Source organism: Nocardia mexicana NBRC 108244 (genome assembly GCF_001613165.1).
Classification (GTDB): Bacteria; Actinomycetota; Actinomycetes; order Mycobacteriales; family Mycobacteriaceae; genus Nocardia; species Nocardia mexicana.
The window spans coordinates 39,613-61,233 of the sequence record NZ_BDBV01000078.1 but is presented as its reverse complement, the minus strand read 5'-3'; the positions used below and the strand labels follow the sequence as shown (position 1 = coordinate 61,233).

Below are 21,621 nucleotides of genomic sequence, written 5' to 3'. Positions count from 1 at the left end.
GCCGGGCCACAGCGGGGCGGCCGAGGCGGGGGCGAACGCGATCGCGCCGGCGGCGGCCGCCGCCAGCGATAGGACTCCGAATCTCATGGCTCGGGTCGCCGCATCCCGTCCGGATCTCCGACAGGTGGTGGTGCGCACAGCCGTTACGTCCTCTCCATCCTCATTTCGCACGCAGACACGCGAGCAGGAAGATATGTCGTGCCCCAACCCGGCATCCATTACTACATCTCGCGCCGTCGGGCGCCAATTGCCTTCTGGCAGTTATGAAGATCAACGAACCGGTGTGCGACGTGTCACCCCGTCGGCGGCGGACCGGCCACGCGGGACGTCTTCGCCGTTCGCATCGGCGAGTCGGGTTTGCCGGTACGGACCGAGGTTGAGAATCGCACCAATACCCCAGCAAACGTCATTGTGATGTAAATCACTGGACACTGGCGGATCGTGGACATTCCGAGACGATGTCGAAGGTGATTCCGGCGCGCGGCCCGGTGGCGATGTTGTGCGGTACTGCCAGCGGAATTCGGCCGCTCGCGTAGCGCGGCGGCAGCGCCAGCTCCACCCGGGTGAGTACCGTCGCCAGCGCCACGCGCAGCTCGTAATCCGCCAGCGCCGCACCCGCGCACCGGCGGTGGCCGCCGCCGTAGGGGGCGAATTCGAAGGGCCCGTAGCGACGCTCGAGAAAACGCTCGGGGCGGAATGCCTCCGGATCCGTCCAGACGCCGGGGTCGGAATGCAGCAGCGGCAGGGCGATCCCCATGGTGTCGCCCGCGGCCAGCTCCACCCCGGCCAGCGCGAACGGCCCGGTCAGGCGCCGCAGCACGATCGGTACGGGGGGATGCAGCCGCAGCGTCTCCTGGCACACCGCGTCCAGGTAGGGCAGCCGGGCGGTCTCGTCGGGACGGAGGTCGCCGGCGTCGTGCAGTTCGGCCCGCAGGCGGCGCAGCGCCGGAGGATTCCGGTGCAAACGGAACAGCGCCCACACCAGGCTGGTGGCGGTGGTCTCGTGCCCGGCGACCAGCAGCGTCCGCAGCTGGTCGATCAGGTCGGCGGCGGGTGCGTCGTCGCGGGTGTCGAGCAGCATGCCGAGGATGTCGGGCCCCGCCCCGCCGCCGTCGCGGCGGCGCGCGATATCGGCGCCGATCAGACCGTCGAGCCGGTCCCGCGCGGCCCGGAACCGGTCCCACGGCGCGAGCCCGAAGGCACTGTGCCGCAAGGCCGGAACGAGCATCAGCGGTCCGGTGAAGGCGTTCAGGAACGACACGACCGCCGCGGTGTATTCGGCGCGGCGCCCGGGTTCGTCCAGGCCGAATACCGCCGTCAGGATCACGCGCAGTGTGATGGCGCGCGCCGCCACGCGGGCATCGATCCGGGCCCCCTCCCGCCAGGCCGGGCCGGCGCCGTCACCCGACAGTTCGTCCACGGTCGAATCCCGAATAATGGTGCCGTACCGCCGAATTCGGTCACCGTGAAATGCGGGCGTCAATATCGAGCGATCGTGCTTGTGCCGGGAGCCGCGGGCCAGAATTAGTGATGCCGAACCGACAAGCGGCTCAATGGGATTCGGAAGCGGTGGTTCCAGGGTGTCGATCGGGGCCCGCAACAATTCCCTTGTGCCCGAACTTGTTCCAGTGAACAGCGCCGCGCCGAATCCCGGAAATCGAACGAAGAAGGGATCTCCCTCCCGGGCACGGCGCCACCGGAAATAACGATCGAAGTCGATTCCGGCGCCCAGCGCATGGAGCAGCGTCAACCGCGGCACCCGCGGTCGGTCGTGCGTCGCCCCAGCGCCCATATGGACGAATACGATCTGCCGGTCCGCCCGGTTCGATACCGCTGTCCTGGCGGTCTAGGGCAGGCCCAGCACCGCGGCGGCGTGCGCCATGCCGGCCAGGCGCGCCAGTCGCCCGTCGCCCACGGTGGTCAGCGAATTGCCGAGCCGGTTGGTGACGAAGGCGACCGCAACGCCCGAATCCGGATCGGCGAAGGCACCGGACCCGCCGACCCCGTAGTGGCCGAAGGCCTTCCGCGGCGGGCGGCGCGACAGCATCGGGGGCCGGTGATAGCCGAGCGTGAACGGCGTCGGCACCCCGAGCACATAGTCGCGATGTTCGGTGCGCTGCAGCCGATTGACCTCCGCGATCGTCTCGGGCCGCAGCAGCGGCGCGTCGTGGGTGGCATGCGCCGGAGCGTCCGCGGCGAGCCGCCCGCCGTTGGCCAGCGCGCCGTACATCCGGGCCAGCGCCCGCGCGGAGAACACCCCGTTGAAGCCGGGCATCACCGACTCGTGCACCCGCGGGTCGACGATCAGCGCGTCGAGCCCGGCGGGCATCCCGGCCTCGGCGACGGCGCCCAGTGCGCGAGAGCGGGCGAGCACGGCGGAGGCGGTGTCCCAGCGCACCCCCGGCACGCGCAGCCGCGGAAAGGTGCGGGCGATGCGATGCCGTTCGGATTCCGGCACCCGGTACCAGAACTCCTCGGTGCGCAGCGGTTCGGCGATCTCCCGGCGCAGCACGTCGGTGAAGTCGTCGCCGGTCACGCGCTGCACCAGCTCGGCGACCAGCCAGCCGAAGGTCACCGCGTGATATCCGGAGGCCTGCAGCCGCCGCGGGTCGGGGGTGGCGTCGGCCAGGGCCGCCACCATCGCGTCGTAGTCGAGGATGCCGTCGAAGGTGGCGGCCAGCCCCCGTACCCGGTGCAGACCGGCGCGATGGGCCAGCACGTCGCGTACGGTGATCGAGCCCTTGCCGTGTGCGGCGAATTCGGGCCAGTAGTCGGCCACCGGTGCGTCGTAGTCGATCAGGCCGCGCTCGGCGAGCCGGTGCAGCAGGGTCGCCGCCACGCCCTTGCCGGTGGAGAAGCTCAGCGCCACGGTGTCGCGCTGCCAGCGCCGATCGGGCGCCGCCCAGCCGGTCCACACGTCGACCACGGGGCGGCCGTGCAGATAGACGGCGAAGGCGCCGCCGCCGCGCGCGGGCCGGGCGAACATCCGGAAGAATTTGTGCACGACGGGCACGAAGCGCGGATCGATCACCATCTGCCCTGTTGCCGGGGCGGATTCGCCCCCGGAATACGGTGTCTCGGGATTCGGCGTTCCCGGATTCGGCACTGTCGCGACCATATTGCCGCCCCTCCTGACGCCGCTGCGCTGCGGCAGATCCTGGTGCGTTGCCCGCGCCGCGCAGGACGGCGGGACTCCGTAGGTCAGGGTAACGCGGAGGACGCGGTGTGCCAGAGCCCCACCGGTGTCGCCAGGCAGCCGTTGCCGCTGAGCGAATCCCAGGCGAGCGCGGCCGATCCCAGGCAGACCACCGCGTGCTCCTGGGAATCCAGCTGCGCCCTGGAGCCGCTCATCGCCACCGTTATTCCGACTCGATCGCCGCCCGGAGCCGCACCGATCGAGGTCAGTGCGTACGCGTCCGGGCCGAGCCCGATCGCCACCGGCACGCCGGTCACGCCCTGGCTGGCCCCGATGCCACCGGATGCCCCGACCCCCAGGGCGATTGCCCCCGCGGCGGCCCGCGCGTATCCGACGCCGTCGAGACCGGCGGCACGGGCGTGGCCCGAGTCCGCGGCGGCGCGGCAGGCGGTCTGACCATCGACGATCGTCACGTCCCCACCCGCGGCGGAATCGCAATGCACGTCGGTTGCCGAGGCGGTCCCCGCGGCGCAGGCACACACTCCGACCGCCGTCGCCGAGCACAAGATTGCGCTGATCAGCTTCACGGAGCACTCCCTTCAGGCCGACACCCTCACCATACTCAGATCGTTTGCTGGAACGTCGAATCCGGCTTCGACGCGCGGCCGTTCGTGACGGATCACACGACGCTGGGGTGCGCGGCAGGATCACCGGCCGTTAGCATGACCCGCGATCGGTGTGACTTCGAAATCCCCCATGCGAGTTCGAAGCGGGACGGCTCGGGAGGATGCCTTGTCACGTGCGTTGATTCCGGTGCGGATCGTATTGCCTGCGTTGGCGATTGCCGCCGTCACCGGGCTCGCTGCCTGCGGTTCGACCGTCAGCGGGACGCCGCGGGCGGCCCACAGCGGCCCGGCGGCGGCCGGTGCCACGACGACCTCGGCGCCCACCTCCGGAAAGGCGCGGCCGACCACCCCCACCACCGGCGGCAGCGTCGACTTCCGGGCCGAGGTGGGCGACTGCGTGACGCTGGGCGGCACGAACCAGGACGCGACCATCGAGAAGGCGGGATGCGGCAGCCCCGAGTCGAACTACCGGGTCGTGGGCAAGGCGCCGACCTCCGACCAGTGCGTCTCCGACGCCGACAGCGTCTACTACGAGAGTCGGCGCGGCAAGGAGACCGGCGCCCTGTGCCTGGACCGCGACTGGGTGGTCGGCGGCTGCATGGATATCGCCGGTGACGACGCCAAGCGGGTGGACTGCGCCGGATCGGCCGTGGAGGGCGTGCGGGTGCTGCGTATCCTGCAGAACACCGACGCCATCGACGCCTGCCACAGCGACGGATTCGTCTACGACCAGCGCCGATTCGTGGTCTGCGTGCAGGACATGTGACGAATCGAAATCCCGCCGCGCGGGCCGGTTCGTCGTAGCGTATGGCGGGTGAGTACCACAGAGCTACCGAGGCTGAGCTCGGTGACCGGACGGTGGATCGTGCTGGCCACCGTCCTCGGCTCCTCGGTGGCCGCACTGGATGCGACGGTCGTCAATATCGCACTGCCCCGCATCGGCGAGTCCCTGCATACCGGGGTGTCCGGCCTGCAGTGGACGCTGAGCGGATACACCCTCACCCTGGCCTCGTTCATCCTGCTCGGCGGCTCGCTCGGCGACCGGCTCGGCCGCCGCCGGGTCTTCGTCTGGGGCACAATCGGTTTCGCCGTCGCGTCGGTGCTGTGCGGGGCGGCGGTGAATATCGAGATGCTGGTGCTGGCGCGCATCCTGCAGGGCGTGGCCGGTGCCCTGCTCACGCCCGGAAGCCTGGCGCTGATCTCGGCCTCCATCGACGAGCGTGACCAGGGCGCGGCGATCGGCCTGTGGTCCGGTTTCGGCGGCATCGCCGGTGCGCTCGGGCCGTTCCTCGGCGGCTGGCTGATCGAGGTGGCGGGCTGGCGCTCCATCTTCCTCATCAATGTGCCGCTGGCCGCGGTCGTGGTCGCGGTGGCCGTGCGGCACGTGCCGGAGAGTCGTGACCCCGACGCCTCCGACCGGCTGGACGTGCCCGGTGCGCTGGTGGTCGCGGTCGCGCTGGGTGCGCTGACGTTCGGGCTGATCCAGGCGATGCCGCTGCTGACGATCGCCGGGTTGGTGCTGCTGGGGGTCTTCGTCGTGATCGAACTGCGCAGCGACCATCCGCTGGTGCCGCCCGCGTTGTTCACCGGTGCGCCGGTGGGGGCGTCGTCGGGGCGGCGCGATCCGCGCTCGGGCCGCATCTTCACCGCGGCCAATTTGGTGACGTTGGCGGTCTACGCCGCGCTCGGCGGCGTGTTCTTCCTGCTGGTGCTGCAATTGCAGCAGGTCGCCGGGTACTCCCCGCTGGTGTCGGGCGTGGCGACGCTGCCGGTCACCGTGCTGATGCTGCTGCTCTCGGCGCGGGCCGGGCGGTGGGCGCAGGAGCACGGGCCGCGCCTGCCGATGACGGCCGGGCCGCTGCTGGCCGCGGCCGGTGTCCTGCTGTTGCTGCGCATCGGGCCCGAATCCTCGGGCGTCGCAGGCTATCTGCGCGATGTGCTGCCCGGGGTGGTGGTCTTCGGACTGGGACTGTCCGCGCTGGTCGCGCCGCTGACCGGGGCGGTGCTGGGCGCGGTGCCCGCCGGTGAGGCCGGTATCGCCTCGGGAGTCAACAACGCCGTCGCCCGCACCGCGCAGCTGCTCGCGGTGGCGGCGCTGCCCGGCCTGGCCGGGATCTCCGGATCGATCGAGGACGCCGCGACGCTCGACCACGGATTCACGGTGGCGATGCGGATCTGCGCGGGCCTGCTGGTCGTCGGCGCGGTGGTGGCGGCGGCCCTGCTGGGCGCACGGCGGCGGCCGCGGGCAGCGGAGGTCAGCGTGGACTGCCTGCCGAACTGTGCCGCGGCCAGTGGCCCGGCGATACAGCCGAGCCTGACCGACCGGGCGACGGACTGATACCTCCGCAGGGGTGGAGGTGTGGCCTGGACATGCCGCGGGGCGGTGAGGTGTAGTCCTCACCGCCCCGCAGTTCGTCTTCCGACGGGCGCCCGTTAGATCGGGGCGAAGCCCGCGCCCGCCCGGCCGCGTCCGTTCATGTCGTCCATGATGGCCGTCATGTTGGTGCCGACCTCGGGGCCGAAGCAGGCCACGGCGAGATAGGCGTTCACCATGGCGACCAGGGTGTTTCCGACCACCACGGGCGCGCCGGAATCGCCCTCCACGACGCACATCTGGGTCCATGTCTCATCGGTCTGGAAGATGTCGCCCCAGGTGATGCCGCAGGTGTTGCCGGTGGTGCGGCCCTCCTTGCAGGCGATCATCGGGAACTGCGCGGGCGCGCCGAGCCCGGTGATCGTGACATTGCCGATCCGGTTGACCGGGACGACCTTGCCGGGCTCGAACTCGATGACCGCGTAGTCCAGGTCGTGGTTCGAGTAGGCGAACCGGCCGATGACACCCGCGCCGCGATCGTGCTCCGACCACACCTCCGAACCCGCTTCGCCGCAGTGCCCCGCGGTGAGCCCGACCAGCCGGCCCGCGCCGTCGCGTCCGATGGTGGTGACGGTGCACTCGAACTGGTTGTCGATGATGATTCCGGAGCCACCCCCGATGACGACGCCGGGATCTGCGTGCGCGACTCCCGCGCCCGTCCCGAGCAGCGCCGTACCCAGGACGACGGCAAAGGCGGCCTGAGCCACCTTGGCGAGTTTGTTGAACATGTCCCTCCAGACGTCGGAAGCCCGCACGATATCAGCCTTGTAGTACTACATCCTGTCAGTATTCGTGCCCAGGCGCGCCTTGTACCGGCGCCTCGTTTGCCGGATCGGGGTCGATCTCCGCGCCGTTACGGCCGGGTCGGGCGGGTCCTGGTTTCCCCCTCGTGACCGGCGCGTCGCGGCCGGGCGACACCCGGGCCGCGGTGACGGCGGCGCGCGCGTCCGCGCGGATACCCTTGTGAGGGCTTCCAGATCGAACCACGATTTTCGACTAATTTAATCCGATTAATTAATCGGAAGCGGCAAAGCTGGTCATCGGTTCAAAAACTGTAACTCGTTCTAGAACGCCATCGTTGTCATTGTGATTTGCCCCAACGGTATGTCGCCGATCACAGCCTTATGCAGGGCGTGATCTGGGTCTATGACCGTGGCCACACATTGTGGTGTGTTTTTTCTAACTCCGTAGTAAGGTGCGTCAAGCAAACAGTCGTCGGGGCGGGTAACCGGCGTCGAGAGGGGTTAGTCAGTGCAGTTCACCAACAGTCCGCCGACAGGGTCACGGATGAGTGGGGCGGTCGATTGGACCAGGGCGTACTGGCAGGACCATCCCAAGCGCTCGTTCGAGACCTTCGGTCGCCAGATCACGATGGGCATCGCGGCCGTGGCCGAGTTGTTCATCGCCATCTTCCGGCGGCGTTTCCCGTTCGCGGAGTTCGTCCGGCAGTGCGGGTTCATGGCCAGTGTCGCCGCCGCGCCCACGCTGCTGGTCGCCATTCCGATCGGCGTCATCGTCTCCATTCAGGTCGGTTCGATCACCGAGCAGGTCGGTGCGACGTCGTTCATCGGCGCCGCGAACGGGCTCGGCATCATCCAGCAGGGCGCCCCGCTGGTCACCGCGCTGATGATCTCCGGTGCGGTCGGCTCGGCCATCTGCGCCGACCTCGGTTCGCGGACCATCCGCGAGGAGATCGACGCCATGAAGGTGATGGGCGTCGACCCGCTGCGCCGCCTGGTCGCGCCGCGGCTGGGTGCGGCGATGCTGGTGTCGGTGCTGCTGTGTGGCTTCGTCGTCTTCGTCGGCTTCCTGACCGGCTACATTTTCAACGTCTTCGCCCAGAACGGCACGCCCGGTTCGTATATCGGCACGTTCTCGTCGTTCGCCGTGGTCTCGGACCTCGTTGCGGCGCTGGTGAAGTCGATAATCTACGGCCTGCTCGCGGCGGTTATCGCCTGCGATTCCGGGCTGAATACCCGCGGCGGCCCGGGTGGCGTCGCCAACTCCGTGAATACGGCCGTGGTGCTGTCCGCGGTGATGCTGTTCGGTGTGAATCTGATCATCACGCAGATCTACAACACCCTGTTCCCCTCACAGATGGTCTGAGTCGGTGTCGTCAACGTATGTACCGCCGCTGCTGCGGCCCTTCCAGCGGATCCGGTCGTCCGCCACCGCGCCGCGCGACTGGCTGGCGCGCATCGGCCACCAGGTGTTCTTCTTCCTGCGGTCGATCGGCTCGATGCCGTTGGCGTTCAAGCACTATCCGAAGGAAGTGTGGCGCCTGCTCTCGGATGTCACCTGGGGCAACGGCAATATCATCGTCGGCGGCGGAACCATCGGCGTGGTGCTCATCCTGAGCGCGTTCGGCGGTATCACCGTGGGCCTGCAGGGGTACAACTCGCTGAACCTGCTGGGGCTCGGGCCCATCACCGGCGCGGTCTCGGCATTCGCCACCACGCGCGAGATCGGGCCGATGCTCGCCACGGTGGCGTTCGCGGCGCAGGCGGGCTGCCGGTTCACCGCGCAGCTGGGCGCCATGCGGATCTCCGAGGAGATCGACGCGCTGGAGTCGCAGGCCATCCGGCCGCTGCCGTATCTGGTGAGCACCCGGATGATCGCCGCGATGATCGCGATCGTCCCGCTGTACTGCCTGGCGCTGCCGTTCGCCTACCTGTCCTGCTCGCTGACCGTGCAGCTGGTCGGCGGCACCGCCAGCGGCACCTTCCAGCACTACTTCTACCAATTCCTGGTCCCGACCGATGTGCTGTGGTCATTGCTGAAAGCCATGGTGTTCGTGGCCATTACGACGTTCATCCAGTGCTACTACGGATTCTTCGCCTCCGGTGGTCCGGAGGGTGTGGGCGTGGCGGCCGGCCGGGCGATCAAGTACTGCATCATCGCGGTCGTCTTCGCCGATCTGTTCATCACCTTGGCGGTCTGGGGCATCAACCCGGGCATCAGGATCTCGGGGTAGGGGGCAGACGATGATCATCGATCCGAGTGGCCGCGGACCGACGATGCGGCAGTTGCTCATCGCCGGTGCCTGCGGGCTGACCGTGTTCGCACTGGTGCTGGCGTTCCTGATGGCGCGCTACCAGGGCAAGATCATGCATCCGAAGGTGGATGTCGTCGCGAATATGACCACCACCGGCGACGGACTGCCGGAGAACGCCGACGTGAAGTTCCGCGGCGTGCTGGTCGGTGTCGTCAAGGACGTCTCGGTGGCGGCCAAGGGCGAACTGCAGCAGGTGAACATCGAGATGAAGCCGGAGTACATCAGCCAGATCCCGGCCAATGTCACCGCGCGCGTGATCCCGAGCAACCTGTTCGCGGTCACCGCCGTCGAACTGCTCTACAACGGTCCCGACACCGCCTCGCTGCACGAGGGGTCGGAGATCCCCGAGGACCGCAGCCAGGGCACCATCGCGCTGCAGGACACGCTGACCACGGTCCGCACCATCCTGAACAAGATCGACCCGATGCAGCTGGGCCGGGTGCTGAGCACCCTGTCCTATTCGCTCGAAGGTACGGGCCGGGTGCCCGGTTCGACCGTGGAACGGCTGGACAACTGGCTGACCCAGGTGCGCGCGTCGGTGCCGAACGTGGACCAGACCCTGGAGGACTTCTCCTCGTCGTTCCACGCGCTCAACCAGTCGGCGCCCGAGCTGATGGGGGTGCTGGCCGATTCGGTGAAGACCGCGCAGACCGTCACCGATAAGCGCCAGGAGCTGGTCAACCTGCTCACCGGGACGTCCGCCACCGTCGACAAGGTGAACGCGCTGTTCGCGCGCAACCCCGACCTGGGCAAGTCGATCACCGCCGGCACCAGCGATATGTTCGGCGCGCTCTCCGACAACCCGGAGGCGATCCCGCAGGCCATCGCGAGCCTGAACAGCTCGGTGCGCGCCCTGGCCAGCACCTTCCACTGGGGCCCGCAGCGCCAGATGGTGTGGAACCTGGGCATCACGTTCACCCCGTACAAGCCCTACGACCAGTCGGACTGCCCGCGCTACGGCGAGATGGCCGGGCCCAGCTGTGCCACCGCGCCCGCGGTCGCCGAGCTCCCGCCGCTGCCCGACTCGATGAAGCCGCGGGCGCTGGATTCCGCGCAGGGTCTGCCGCCGGTGGTGCCCATGCCGGGTCTGCCCGACATCCTGAGCGCCACCACCGGACAGCCCGAGTCGCCGGCCGCGGCTCCGGCCCCGGGACCGGCCAACCCGTTCGCGGGCACACCGCTGGGTGGGCTGTTCGCACCGTTCTTCCCCGGTGCCCCGGCTCCGCAGCCGGTGCAGCCGCCCGCGCCCGCCGCGAGTGATCAGCCGGCCCGGCACCCCGCCGCCGGTCCGATCGCCGCGGGTTCCTACACCGGAGATTCCGCCATCGGCGCGCTGCTGGGCCGCAAGCCCTCCACCGCCGAATACCTGCTGCTGAGCTCGATCCTGAGGGGTGGAACCTTGCAAGTGACCGAAAGCGGTGCAGGCCGATGAGCATTCGCAAACCGCTGATCGGCTTCGGGATCTTCGCGATCGTGTCGGTCCTGGTGACGGCCGTCGTGTGGAATACGTTGGCGCGCACCGTCTCCGGCCCCACCAACACCTACACCGCGACCATCACCGACGTGCTCGGGCTACGAGTCAACGACGATGTCCGGATGGCCGGGGTGCGGGTCGGCAAGATCGAGAAGATCGAACTCGACAAGCAGCACAACGCCAAGGTCACCTTCGCGGTGCAGCGCAATCAGACGGTGTTCGGCAACACCAAAGCCCTTGTCCGGTACCAGAATCTGATCGGACAGCGGTACCTGGCGCTGGCGCCCGGAACCAAGGGCGACGCGTCGCCACTGAAGAACAAGGGGTCGATCCCGATCGATCAGACCGAGCCGTCGTTCGATATCTCGGGTCTGCTCAACGGGTTCCAGCCGCTGTTCGACGTGCTGCAGCCGGAACAGGTGAACAACCTGTCCAACACGTTCATCATGGCGATGCAGGGTGACGGGGTGTCGCTGAGCACCTTCCTCACCCAGGCCGCGGCGGTGGCCGGGGACTTCCAGCGCCGCGACGCCATCCTCGCCGACGTGATCACGAACCTGTCGGCGACGATGCAGGGGCTGGCCAAGCGGGGCGACGAATTGGAGACGCTGGTGACCCAGACCCGCGCCTTGATCGGCGGGTTGTACGAGCAGGGCCAATCCCTGCAGCAGTCCACGGTGCAGATCGCGGACGCGACAACGGGATTGGTGAACATGGTGGGCCAGGTGCAGCCGAAACTGGCGACCGCGCAACGCTCCACCCGTGACGCGCTCACCCTGCTGCTCGAGAACGGCGCCAAGCTCGACCAGGCCGCCGTCGACTTCCCGAGCGTTCTGGCCGATATCGGCCGGTTCACCCAGAACGGCGCCTACGCCGACGCCTACATCTGCAGCCTGGACGTCTCGCTGTACAACATCCTGCTCCCGCGCGGCCTGCTCACCCAGATCGGCGGCAACTCTCACTCGGCGGTGTGCCGACCATGACGACTATCAAGAACCGCTTCAACAACAATCGCTACTTCTGGCTGGGCATCATCGGTGCGGCGCTGATCGTCGTGCTGCTGATCGCCTCGACCGGCTACAAGAAGCTGGGGGTCTCCACCCACGACGTGAAGGCCGAGTTCGCGCAGGCGGCGGGCCTCAAGGTCGGCGACAAGGTGGACGTCTCCGGGGTGCCGGTGGGCCAGGTGTCGGCCGCCAAGATCGAGGGCGATCACGTGCTGATCACCCTGCAGATCGACAACGACGTGCAGCTCGGTCCCGACGCCAAGGCGTCGATCAAGCTGTCGACGCTGCTGGGCAACCGCTACGTCGCACTGGAGCCGGGCGACGGCTCCGGGGCGAAGAGCAACCGGATCCCGAAGAGCAACACCGTGGTTCCCTACGACGTGCTGGGGAACGGCACGCCGAAGCTCGAGGGGCTGGACACGGAGAAGCTGGTCGAGTCGTTCAAGGTGATCGGCGACCAGATGAACGGCTCGCCGCAGCTGACCGCCCAGGCGCTCGACAGCGTCGGCGCCCTCGCCAAGACCATCAACGATCGTCGCGACCAGGTCGATCAGCTGCTGAAGGACCTGGACCGGGTCACCCGGATCCTCGGCGACAACCGCAACAGCGTGCTCCTGGTGATCACCCAGGGCGAGGCGATCGCGAGCCGGGTGATGGAACGCCAGAACCTGCTGCGGCAGTTGCTCGACAACATCGCGGGCCTGACCAAGCAGCTGCAGGAGATCGGCGCCGAGAACGAGAATCAGCTCGGCCCGACCATCGAACAGCTCAACACCATGGCCGAGGGCCTGCAGAAGAACAAGGACAATCTGGACCGGATGTTGCAGATCATGCCGGTGTCGTTGCGGCAGTTCAACAATGCGTTCGGCAACGGCCCCTACGGTGAGGTCGGCCTGCCGTGGCTGTTCCCCGACAACTGGCTGTGCTTCGCCCGAGTGATCGAGGGGTGCCAGGGATGAGAATGACCAAGCGCGCGGTGAAGGCCGCGGCCGTCGGCGCCATCGCCCTGGCGGTCGGTAGCTGCTCGCTGGTGCCGACCGACGTCCAGGACGCGGTCGGCGCGACCACCCACGTCACCGCCGACTTCCGCAATATCGCGGGCATGTTCGAGGGCAACCCGGTCACGGTGCTCGGCCTCCAGGTCGGCAAGGTCGACAAGATCGTGCCGAAGGGTTTGTACGCCGAGGTCTTCATGACCATCGACGGCGATGTGAAGCTGCCGAAGAACGTGACCGCGTCGCTGATGACGAAATCCGTTGTGACCGACCGGCACATCGAGCTGGGCCCGCCCTACACCGGCGGTCCGGAGCTGCCGGACAACGCGCACCTGACCGTCGAGCAGACCCGCACCCCGGTCGAGCTGGACACGGTGATCAAGACCATCGATCAGTTCGCCGAGGCGCTGAAGCCCCCGGCGGGTCAGAAGGACGGCCCGATGTCGGGCACCCTGCTCTACGACATGGTCAACGGACAGGGCGACAAGATCCGCGACACCCTGAACGCGCTGTCCGGTGCGCTGAAGGTGGGCGTCGACAACAAGGACGCGGTATCCACCATCATCATCAAGCTCAACGAGCTGACGACCATGCTGGCGGAGAACGACCAGTCGGTGCGTGACTTCAGCAACCAGGTCACCCAGATGACCTCGCTGCTGGCCGATCAGGCGCCGGGCCTGCAGGCGACCCTGACCCAGATGAACGACTTCCTCAACAACACCAGCGGGGTGTTCACCGAGTACCAGGATCAGCTGTCCTCCAGCCTGACCGGGCTGACCGCGGTGACCGATCAGCTGCGCGCCAACGCCGCCGGCGTCACCGAGGTCGTCGATATCGCACCGCTGCTGCTGCAGAACCTGGATCGGACGATGGACCGCCAGCGGCGCTTCGTCCGGCTGCACGGCGTCCTCGGCACCGCGCTGTCGGGCGAGATCGTCAGCCTGTTCTGCGAGCGGATCCAGATGCGCGCGGACGGCTGCCGGACCGGAAAGATCGAAGACCTCGGTCCCGACCTCGGGTTGACCGCGGCACTGATGGGAATGACGAAATGATCCCGAAGTTCTTGTCGAACAGGCGGTTTCGGCGGTCAGGGCGCGGCGCGATCGCGGTGACCGCCGCGGTCGCCGTGCTGGCGGTCCCGGGTTGCGGCCTCACGGTGGAGAAGGTGCCGCTGCCCAAGCCGGGCCCGCAGGGTGACACCTACACGGTGCGCGCGATCTTCACGAACGCGCTCAACCTGCCCGATCAGGCGAAGGTGAAGATCGGCGGCTCGGACGTCGGCATCGTCACCCACATCGAGACGAAGAACTACCAGGCGATCGTCGACCTGAACATCCGCAAGGACATTCAGCTCCCGAAGAATTCCACCGCCGAGCTGCGCTCGGCCACTCCGCTCGGCGATGTCTTCGTCGCGATGGCCATGCCGAAGCGGGATCCGGGCACGGAGCTGCTCCAGGACGGCGACACCCTCCCCGTCCAGCAGACCTCCGCGGGTGCGACCGTCGAGGAGCTGCTGCTGTCGGTCTCGACGCTGTTCAACGGCGGCGGCCTGGCGGCGCTCACCAAGGTGACCTCGGAGCTGGACTCGATCGTCGGCGGCCGTCCCGATCAGCTGGCCAGTCTGCTCCGGCAGATGACCAGCGTGACCGGCACGCTGCATGCCAACAGCGACCGGATCGATAGCACGCTCAACGGTTTCGGCGCGCTGGCCAACACCATCGAGGCGCGGCACAACGAGCTGGGCCAGGTCGCCGACACGCTGCCGTCGATGATCGGCACCATCGCCGAGAACAACCAGCAGATCGGCGACCTGCTGACCAAGGTGTCCACCACCAGCGCCGCGCTCGGCGACTACGCCAACACCAGCTCCGATCAGCTGTCGGATCTGCTCGACAACGTGCACAAGCTGATGGACGCGCTGTCGCGGACCCGCAACGATTTCGCGCCGCTGCTCGACGCCATCCACGATGTCCGCCCCGCGGTGGACGCCTCGTTCAAGGGCAACGTCCTCGCCACCGCGGCCACCCTGACCAACCTCGACGTCGGCCTGATCACCGACCCGGCGCACAGCAAGTTCTACGACCTGCGCGATGCACAGGACATGGTGGGCAGCCTGATCCAAGTGCTGCAGATCGTCTACGGACGAGTGACGGGGGGCCACCGGTGAACTGGTTGAAACAGCACAAGCTGCTGCTCTCGGGTCTGGGCCTGGTCGTCGCCTTCGCGCTCGGTGCGTCGTATCTGGCGGTGAGCGTGATGCGCGTCAACCCGCTGAAATCCACGTACACGGTCACCGTGAGCCTGGATCGGTCGGGCGGCCTGCAGCCGGGCAACGACGTGACGCTGCGCGGATACCGGGTCGGCAAGGTCAACTCGGTCGAGCTGACCGATCACGGTGCCGCGATCGCCGCCGAGGCCGAGATCGACAGCTCCTACCGGATTCCGGTCGACACTCGCGTCGCGGTGCAGGCACTGTCCGGCGCCGGTGAGCAGTACGTCGACTTCCGGCCGGAGACCGACCAGGGACCGTTCCTGGCCAACGGCGCGGTCGTCAAGTTCGACCCGGAGCGGGTGACCACGCCGACCCCGGTCTATTCGGTGCTCGACAACGCGAGCACGTTCATCTCCCAGATCGATCCCGATCGCTTCAACACGATCCTGACCGAACTGGATACCGCCCTCTCCGGCGGACCGGACCAGATGCGCAGCATGATCGATGCGCTGAGCCTGGTCAGCGCGGGGCTGGACAACCTGCTTCCGCAGACCACGAACCTGTTGGCGAACCTGCGCACGATCGCCTCGACGACGTCCAACGCACAACCGGATCTGAGCACCCTGACCAGCAATTCCCAGACGCTGTTCAACCAGTTCAACGGCGCCGACGACGAACTGCGCAAGATCCTGGACACCGCGCCCGGGCAGATGCAGCAGTTGGGGGCGGTGCTGGACAAGACCGCCGATCCGATCACCAGCCTCGCGGCCAACTTCTCGGCGATCACGAAGGCGGCGCAGCTGCGCAAGCCGGCGCTGCGTGCCCTGTTCCCGTCGCTGGTCATCGGCAGTTCCGCGATGGGGGTCCCGGCCCACGACGGCGAGTTCCATACCATTCTGGATATCTGGCCGCGACCGTTCTGCCAGTACAGCAACACGCCGACGCCCCACTACGTGGTCCAGGACGGTACCTTGCCGAAGTGGAACTACTGCACCAATCCGGCTCCGGACCAGCAGATTCGCGGTTCGGCGAACGCGCCGCGGCCCGATGTGCCCAACAACGGCGCCCAGATGCCGGCGGGAGCCGATCCGAACGACCGGACCCCGCCGCCGGTGCGGTAAGCGTGGGCCCGTCCCGGCGGCGACACCGCCGATGCGGGCATACTCGCTGACAGACTCCATCCGGCCCGGACCTGGTCCGGGCCGATCCGGCTATTCGGTGTGTCGAGCACGCCGGGAAAGTGACTGATCAGTTCATGTCCGAAGAAGACGCTGCCAGGGACGAGAAGAATACCGAGGCGGCAGCCAAGGCCGATCGGCCGCAAGACAGCACAGACGCGGACGTGACGGCCGAAAGCAAATCCGAGGCGACCGAGTCCAAGGCCGCCGAGTCCGAGGCGGCCGACTCGAAGGCCGAGGCCAAGGCCGCCGACGAGAAGACCGCCGAGGCCGATGCCGGTGACGCGAAGGCCGCCGGGGACGCGCCGACCGTGAAAGCGGCGACCTCCGCATCCCCCGGTAAGTCGGGCGGCAGCCCCAGCTGGCTGCCGATCACGGCCGCCTTCGCCGCGGGTGTGCTGCTGGTCGCGGCGATCACCGCGGTGGTGGTGTTCTGGATGCAGGCCAGCGACCGCGGCGACCAGCTCGACGCGCGTGACGAATCGACCAAGGCGGCGTGCGATTTCGGCCGTCAGGTCGGCACCTATGACGCGAAGAACTTCGACGACTACGTCAAGCGCGTGAAGGACCGCTCCACCGGCGACTGGGCGAACCAGTTCGAGGCGGCCTCGTCCGCGCTGAAGGACATCACGACCCAGGCGCAGGCGCGTTCGGGTATCGATGAGATCCACTGCGCCTGGGAATCCGGTGACGACAGCAAGGCCACCATCATCATGCTGATCACCCAGAACCAGTCGAAGGCGGCCACCCCCCAGCCGCAGCACATGACCATCGGCGTGGTCGCGACGATGGAGAAGAAGGGCGACAAGTGGCTCGCCTCGAGCTTCCAGTCGCCGATGATGAACGATATGGGCCCGATCCCCGCCCCCGGCGGGGAGCAGGCTCCGGGCGGCCAGGCCCCCGCCCCGCAGCCGGGAGGCTGATGCGTGGTGCCTCCGGCGGTGGGTCCGATCCACCACCGCCGGAGGTTTTCACGCCGCTCGCTGCGGGTCGGATAGGAGCAGCGGGCGGGGTCAGAAGAGTGTGAAGGCGTCCGTGTCCGCGGGCTTCGGGCGGGATTTCGGTTGTGCGGCAGTCTTTTTCGGTTCCGGTGCACCGATCGGCACCGGCTGTGTGATCGCCGCGGCGACCGGCTCCGCCGCGGCCAGCGGGGGCAGGTCGGCGATGCCCGAGGCGACCGCGTCCGTCGCCGCGGCGGCCGCCCGCGCCGCCTCGCCGGCGAGCTTGTCGGCCTGCTCGTTGAAGTAGTTGCCGACGTGCCCGCGCACCCAGCGGAACCGGACCGGCCCGGGGCGGGTGGCGATGTGATGATCGATGTGCTGGACGAGCTCGACGTTCTTCACCGCGCCGCCGGTCGAGGTCTTCCAGCCGTTGAGCCGCCAGCCCGAGATCCATTCCGAGGCGCATTTGATCGCATACAGCGAATCACTCTCGATGAGCAGCGGTTCCGCGCCGGGATGCGCGACGATCGCCTCGAGCACCGCGCGTAGCTCGGCCACCTGATTCGTGCCGCTGGCGGCGCCGCCGCTGGCCGAGCTGCCCTGATGACCGACCCAGGCCCAGCCGATGGCGCCGCCCGGGTTGCGGAGGCAGGATCCGTCGGTGCTCACGATGATCATGGTCGGTACCCTACGCAATCCGGCCGACAAGGTCGGTGTCGTGGAATTCCTCGATCCCCCTGCGCAACCGCGACTCACTGCGCCGCACGGCCGAGTGCACGACGGCGTCGACGAGCCTGCCGCACAGGCGTCCCGCCATGCCGGTGGGTGAGCGGTAGTCGGCCTCGGAGGTGAGCGCGGAGCGGCCGTAGCCGAGCGGATCGAAGCGCAGCGTCAGGGTGCCCAGTGCGGAACCCGGTGGCCCCGAGTGCGAATGCGCAGGCGCCACCTTCCCCGGCCGGCGCCTGCGCAGCGTGAATCCGATGACCGCGTGGTGGCGGTACTCGGTGACCTCACACTCGACCGTGGGGTGCCACATCGCCAGCCGGAGCGTGACGGTGTACAGCATCCCGGGCCCGTGGCCGGGCTCGCCGACCGGCTCGAAGGCTGCGACACCGAACATCCAGTCCGGTACGAACATGTGGTTGTCCGCGTACGTGAACGCAACCTCCACCGGCGCACCGACATCGCTCGCGTACCTGATGCGGCCCATAGGCAAACTCCCTGTTCCACGGCTGCCGATAAAAGTACTACAGAAATCCTCTTTAATGAATGGGTATCGGCAAATCGGTGGAAATCGGGGTGGGGGCCCAAATCGACTGCGGCGCAGGTAAATAGATCAATTGTCCAATTGTGCGACGATGTGATCGGCGATCGGGAGCGCCGACGTGGCCGCCGGAGACGGCGCGTTGAGTACGTGGACCGAGCGCGGGGTGCGCTCGATCAGGAAGTCGTGTGCCAGCGTGCCGTCGGGCAGCACGGCCTGGGCGCGGATGCCCGCCTCGCGCGGCAGCAGATCGCCGATCGTCAGGTCCGGGCAGTACTTTCGGCATTCCGCCAGGTACCCGCGCCGGAACAGGGAATTGCGCAGCTCCCGCAGGCCGGTCCGGACGTTGGCCGCCGCCACTCGGTGGAATCCGCGGTAGCCCAGCACTTCCCGGGCGTCGCGCAGTGCGATGCTGCCCTTGCGGTAGCCCTCACGGGACAGACCCAGCACGGCGTTCGGGCCGACGGTCAGCGCGCCGTCGATGGTCGGGCTGAGGTGCACGCCCAGGAACGGCAGGTCGGGATCCGGAATCGGATAGATCAGCGTCCGCACCAAATCGGTGCGCTCGGGCGGCAATTGGTAGTACTCGCCGCGGAACGGGACGATGCGGAGGTCGATCGGCAGCCCGGCCAGCCGGGCCAGGCGGTCGGCCTGCAGTCCGGCGCACACGACCAGCCGCCGGGCCCGCCAGCTGCCGGAAGAGCCGGAAATCGTTACCGCGTCCGAATTCTCGTCGATCGACGTGATCTCGGCGCCGAGCGCGATCGTGCCGCCGGCGGCACGCACCCGGTCGGCCAGGGCCTCGGTGACGCGCGTGAAGTCGATGATGCCGGTGTCCGGAACGAACAGCGCGCCGACGCCGGTGACGCGCGGTTCGCGCCGGACCAGTTCGGCCGCATCGATCTTCTCGACCGCGACGCCGTTGGTGACCGAGCGCTCGTACAGCGCGAGCATCCGGGCGTGCTCGGCGGCGTCGGTCGCCACCAGCAGTTTTCCGCACACCCGATACGGAATATCGTGTGCGGCAGCGAAGTCCTTGGTCCACTGTGCACCGCGGCGGCAATACCGGGCCTTGAGGCTGCCGGGCTCGTAGTAGATGCCGGAGTGGATCACCCCGCTGTTGTGCCCGGTCTGATGCGCGGCCAGCGCCGCGGCCTTGTCCACCAGCATCAGGCTCGCGCCGGGCCGCGACTCGAGTATCCGGTACGCGGTCGCCACCCCGACGATCCCGCCCCCGATCACGCAGTAGTCGTACACGTCGGGCAGTCTCACACAGCCCGCCGCTCTCGACTAGGCCGCGGCGGGCCTCCCGGAGACGCCTACGGTTGTGTCCGCAGGAATCTCGCCCTCGGTCACGGCGGGCGTATCCGGTGCGGTGCCGGGATCGGTGTCGACCGGAATGACCTTGTGCCCGTGGCTATCCGGCTGCTGCACCGGGGCCGGGCGGGCGTGGCGCTGCAGTTGGACATCGTGCTGTCCCAGCACCGGATCCGAGACCGCCACGGTGACCTCGCCGTGCCTGGTGTCCAGGTCGGTGCGGAATCGGGTCACGTCGTCGCGGGTGCCGCCGGGGAGGTCGCCCGGTCGCTGGACCAGCGTCGCGAACACGTTGGTATCCACCGTCATCGAGACCGAATCCGGTTGGGTGGTGGCGACATTCGCGCCCACGTAGGTCCCGCCGAGCAGCGGCAGCCGCCCGTTCATGCCGGTCGGTGTCACGGTCGTCTGTGCCGGTGCGGTGGGCACCACGGCGCGGTCGAGCAGCTGGATCGGCGCCGGGGGCCCGGGGACCGGTGCGAGGGGCGGCAGCGCGCGGGATTCCGCCTTGAGCCCGACCAGTCCGATAGTGGCTGGGCCGCTGGGCGATTCGGGCGAAACGGACTCCACGCTCCCGGCCGGTGGGGCGGCGACGGGTACCGCGGGCCCGGGGGCGGGCCGATGGGTGGAGTCGGCGATCTGATTGACGATGTAGGTGCCGGCCGCCACGGTGAGCCCGATACTCGCCATACCGGCGAACACGATGGCGGTGTGCTGGAAGATCTGGGCCGTGCGACGGTGCGTCGCCGGGTGTTGCGACATCACGGTGCGTCCTTTCCTCTCCCCTTGGGTCCCCTGCCCGCGCCGACCCGCACCGTTGAAAGTCGTACGCACGTCCAGGTTACTGTGCCGCCGAGTACCTTCCCGGCGGGTTGCGGTCAAGATCACAACGTGTGCCGCGCACTAGCGGTTCCCCAGGTGCAAATTCCGGCCGGTAATCCGGCAATCGCCGCTGCTGAGATGTAATTTCCCGAACATCGGGATAACCCAAAATTCTTTGTATTACCGGTGTTTCCAGTCGAGAACACCTGGGTAAACACTCTCTTAGCTGGCGGAGCGTCCGCTTCGACTGCCATCTGACAAACTTCCGGCCAACGGCGTCCGGTCGGCACAGGCACGGCGCACCCAAAGTTGGCGCCCGCCAGCTCCAAGCTCCGTCCGGATGCCCGGTGAAGTCAGACCCGGACCGGAGGGCCTCGAAGCTTCGCTCTCCGATGTACCAGTGATTCAGGCGAATTGACCTGCGGCCCGGCCCGCGCCGGTCGGACCCGCGAAGGCCTGCGCGATGGTGAGCCAGTCCGCGGCGTCGTCGCCGATCGCCGTGAGGGTCAGGTCGTCGCGGTGGCGGCGCTGCGTCACCAGCAGGCAGAAATCCAAGGCGGGACCCGTGATTCGCTGCGCGGCATCGTCCGGGCCCCAGGTCCAGGTCGCACCGTCCGGCGCCGCCAGTTCGACCCGAAATTCGTCGGCGGGTGCGGTGCGGCCGTGCACCATGTACGCGAAATTCCTGGTGCGCACGCCGATATGCGCGATATTGCGCAATCGCGCGGTGGGCGTACGCGCCACGCCGAACGTATCCGCCACGTCCTGACCGTGCGCCCAGGTCTCCATGAGCCGGGCGCTGACCATCGACGCCGCGCTCATCGGCGGCCCGAACCAGGGCAGCTTCACTCCGGCCGGAAGGGCGCGCAGCGCGTCGGCGAGGGCGACACGGCCCTGCCGCCACCGATCGAGCAGGTCGGGTGCCGGGGTGGCGGCGGCGGCCTCCGCGGCCTCGTCGACGAAGGTGAACGCCTTCGGCTCGGCGGCCCGCACGAGTTCGGCGAACGCCTCGGGATCGGTGGCCGATACCGTGGCGACCTCGTCGGTCCAGGCCAGATGGCCGATCTGATGGGCGATGGTCCACCCGGCCGCCGGGGTGTCGCGCCGCCAATCCGACAGGGTCAGCGGCGCCACGATTCCGTCGAGGTCCGCGCACTCCGCCAGGAAGTCCCGCAGCAGTGCGTCCAGGTCGGCCATGTGTCCCTACCTCCAACTCGCAC

General features: G+C 68.4%; 20 protein-coding genes. 11 read left to right on the top strand and 9 right to left on the bottom strand.

The genetic code is table 11. The features are described 5' to 3' along the window. Positions 1-421 precede the first annotated feature (421 nt). The 3 genes from NM1_RS29130 to NM1_RS29120 form a co-directional block, all read right to left on the bottom strand. On the bottom strand, positions 422-1,792 hold the full coding sequence (locus tag NM1_RS29130; RefSeq protein ID WP_068026931.1) for a cytochrome P450: 1,371 nt from the start codon (positions 1,790-1,792) through the stop codon (positions 422-424). Between the two features lie 54 nt (positions 1,793-1,846). Next, positions 1,847-3,118, bottom strand: coding sequence for a serine hydrolase domain-containing protein (locus NM1_RS29125; protein ID WP_373864076.1), 1,272 nt, complete (start codon positions 3,116-3,118; stop codon positions 1,847-1,849). Between the two features lie 83 nt (positions 3,119-3,201). Next, positions 3,202-3,723 (bottom strand): DUF6764 family protein, encoded by a 522-nt coding sequence (locus tag NM1_RS29120; protein ID WP_068026925.1) that lies wholly within the window; start codon positions 3,721-3,723, stop codon positions 3,202-3,204. Between the two features lie 205 nt (positions 3,724-3,928). Here NM1_RS29120 and lppU point away from each other — a divergent pair, with 205 nt between their 5' ends. Both lppU and NM1_RS29110 read left to right on the top strand, forming a co-directional pair. Then, complete coding sequence (gene lppU, locus NM1_RS29115) at positions 3,929-4,528, top strand: LppU family putative lipoprotein (RefSeq protein ID WP_246011468.1); 600 nt, start codon at positions 3,929-3,931, stop codon at positions 4,526-4,528. A 48-nt stretch (positions 4,529-4,576) separates the two neighbouring features. Beyond that, a complete protein-coding gene (locus NM1_RS29110; RefSeq protein ID WP_068026923.1) occupies positions 4,577-6,100 on the top strand; it encodes an MFS transporter in 1,524 nt (507 codons plus the stop codon). A 95-nt stretch (positions 6,101-6,195) separates the two neighbouring features. On the opposite strand, the gene NM1_RS29105 is transcribed toward NM1_RS29110, so the two are convergent. Continuing rightward, entirely contained in the window at positions 6,196-6,864 is a 669-nt protein-coding gene (locus tag NM1_RS29105; RefSeq protein WP_068026919.1) for a chymotrypsin family serine protease, read from the bottom strand. Between the two features lie 559 nt (positions 6,865-7,423). Between NM1_RS29105 and NM1_RS29100 the strand changes: the two genes are divergently transcribed. The 9 genes from NM1_RS29100 (at position 7,424) to NM1_RS29060 (ending at position 16,980) form a co-directional block, all read left to right on the top strand. Then, on the top strand, positions 7,424-8,242 hold the full coding sequence (locus NM1_RS29100) for an MlaE family ABC transporter permease (RefSeq protein WP_068026916.1): 819 nt from the start codon (positions 7,424-7,426) through the stop codon (positions 8,240-8,242). Between the two features lie 4 nt (positions 8,243-8,246). Then, on the top strand, positions 8,247-9,110 hold the full coding sequence (locus NM1_RS29095; protein WP_068026913.1) for an MlaE family ABC transporter permease: 864 nt from the start codon (positions 8,247-8,249) through the stop codon (positions 9,108-9,110). A 10-nt stretch (positions 9,111-9,120) separates the two neighbouring features. Beyond that, positions 9,121-10,623, top strand: coding sequence for an MlaD family protein (locus NM1_RS29090; protein ID WP_068026910.1), 1,503 nt, complete (start codon positions 9,121-9,123; stop codon positions 10,621-10,623). Beyond that, positions 10,620-11,648 (top strand): MCE family protein, encoded by a 1,029-nt coding sequence (locus NM1_RS29085; protein WP_068026907.1) that lies wholly within the window; start codon positions 10,620-10,622, stop codon positions 11,646-11,648. The genes NM1_RS29090 and NM1_RS29085 overlap by 4 nt, the downstream gene beginning before the upstream one ends. Then, positions 11,645-12,631: an MCE family protein gene (locus tag NM1_RS29080; protein WP_068026950.1), complete on the top strand. Its 987-nt coding sequence runs from the start codon at positions 11,645-11,647 to the stop codon at positions 12,629-12,631. Before NM1_RS29085 ends, NM1_RS29080 begins: the two co-directional genes overlap by 4 nt. After that, entirely contained in the window at positions 12,628-13,719 is a 1,092-nt protein-coding gene (locus tag NM1_RS29075) for an MCE family protein (RefSeq protein ID WP_068026904.1), read from the top strand. The genes NM1_RS29080 and NM1_RS29075 overlap by 4 nt, the downstream gene beginning before the upstream one ends. Further along, positions 13,716-14,834, top strand: a complete 1,119-nt coding sequence (locus NM1_RS29070; protein WP_068026901.1) for an MCE family protein — start codon at positions 13,716-13,718, stop codon at positions 14,832-14,834. Before NM1_RS29075 ends, NM1_RS29070 begins: the two co-directional genes overlap by 4 nt. Next, entirely contained in the window at positions 14,831-16,000 is a 1,170-nt protein-coding gene (locus NM1_RS29065) for an MlaD family protein (protein WP_068026899.1), read from the top strand. The genes NM1_RS29070 and NM1_RS29065 overlap by 4 nt, the downstream gene beginning before the upstream one ends. A 134-nt stretch (positions 16,001-16,134) precedes the next feature. Further along, a complete protein-coding gene (locus NM1_RS29060) occupies positions 16,135-16,980 on the top strand; it encodes a hypothetical protein (protein WP_147289039.1) in 846 nt (281 codons plus the stop codon). Positions 16,981-17,070: 90 nt separating this feature from the next. On the opposite strand, the gene NM1_RS29055 is transcribed toward NM1_RS29060, so the two are convergent. The 5 genes from NM1_RS29055 to NM1_RS29035 all read right to left on the bottom strand — a co-directional run bounded on the left by NM1_RS29055 (position 17,071) and on the right by NM1_RS29035 (position 21,598). Continuing rightward, a complete protein-coding gene (locus NM1_RS29055) occupies positions 17,071-17,676 on the bottom strand; it encodes a ribonuclease H family protein (protein WP_068026893.1) in 606 nt (201 codons plus the stop codon). Positions 17,677-17,686: 10 nt separating this feature from the next. Then, positions 17,687-18,208, bottom strand: a complete 522-nt coding sequence (locus tag NM1_RS29050; protein ID WP_068026890.1) for an SRPBCC family protein — start codon at positions 18,206-18,208, stop codon at positions 17,687-17,689. A gap of 126 nt (positions 18,209-18,334) precedes the next feature. After that, entirely contained in the window at positions 18,335-19,528 is a 1,194-nt protein-coding gene (gene lhgD, locus NM1_RS29045) for an L-2-hydroxyglutarate dehydrogenase (RefSeq protein WP_114699684.1), read from the bottom strand. Positions 19,529-19,552: 24 nt separating this feature from the next. Next, on the bottom strand, positions 19,553-20,344 hold the full coding sequence (locus NM1_RS29040; protein WP_147289038.1) for a hypothetical protein: 792 nt from the start codon (positions 20,342-20,344) through the stop codon (positions 19,553-19,555). A 462-nt stretch (positions 20,345-20,806) separates the two neighbouring features. Continuing rightward, positions 20,807-21,598 carry a TIGR03084 family metal-binding protein gene (locus NM1_RS29035; protein WP_068026882.1) on the bottom strand — a complete coding sequence of 264 codons (792 nt, stop codon included), beginning with the start codon at positions 21,596-21,598 and terminating at the stop codon, positions 20,807-20,809. Positions 21,599-21,621: the final 23 nt, after the last annotated feature.

What these genes read in the sequence shown, in the direction of transcription:
- NM1_RS29130 (WP_068026931.1), bottom strand. Translation starts at nt 1,792, where the DNA reads ATGGGCGCTGGGGCGACGCACGACCGACCGCGGGTGCCGCGGTTGACG.
- NM1_RS29125 (WP_373864076.1), bottom strand. Translation starts at nt 3,118, where the DNA reads ATGGTCGCGACAGTGCCGAATCCGGGAACGCCGAATCCCGAGACACCG.
- NM1_RS29105 (WP_068026919.1), bottom strand. Translation starts at nt 6,864, where the DNA reads ATGTTCAACAAACTCGCCAAGGTGGCTCAGGCCGCCTTTGCCGTCGTC.
- NM1_RS29100 (WP_068026916.1), top strand. Translation starts at nt 7,424, where the DNA reads ATGAGTGGGGCGGTCGATTGGACCAGGGCGTACTGGCAGGACCATCCC.
- NM1_RS29090 (WP_068026910.1), top strand. Translation starts at nt 9,121, where the DNA reads ATGATCATCGATCCGAGTGGCCGCGGACCGACGATGCGGCAGTTGCTC.
- NM1_RS29085 (WP_068026907.1), top strand. Translation starts at nt 10,620, where the DNA reads ATGAGCATTCGCAAACCGCTGATCGGCTTCGGGATCTTCGCGATCGTG.
- NM1_RS29080 (WP_068026950.1), top strand. Translation starts at nt 11,645, where the DNA reads ATGACGACTATCAAGAACCGCTTCAACAACAATCGCTACTTCTGGCTG.
- NM1_RS29075 (WP_068026904.1), top strand. Translation starts at nt 12,628, where the DNA reads ATGAGAATGACCAAGCGCGCGGTGAAGGCCGCGGCCGTCGGCGCCATC.
- NM1_RS29070 (WP_068026901.1), top strand. Translation starts at nt 13,716, where the DNA reads ATGATCCCGAAGTTCTTGTCGAACAGGCGGTTTCGGCGGTCAGGGCGC.
- NM1_RS29060 (WP_147289039.1), top strand. Translation starts at nt 16,135, where the DNA reads ATGTCCGAAGAAGACGCTGCCAGGGACGAGAAGAATACCGAGGCGGCA.
- NM1_RS29055 (WP_068026893.1), bottom strand. Translation starts at nt 17,676, where the DNA reads ATGATCATCGTGAGCACCGACGGATCCTGCCTCCGCAACCCGGGCGGC.
- NM1_RS29050 (WP_068026890.1), bottom strand. Translation starts at nt 18,208, where the DNA reads ATGGGCCGCATCAGGTACGCGAGCGATGTCGGTGCGCCGGTGGAGGTT.
- NM1_RS29035 (WP_068026882.1), bottom strand. Translation starts at nt 21,598, where the DNA reads ATGGCCGACCTGGACGCACTGCTGCGGGACTTCCTGGCGGAGTGCGCG.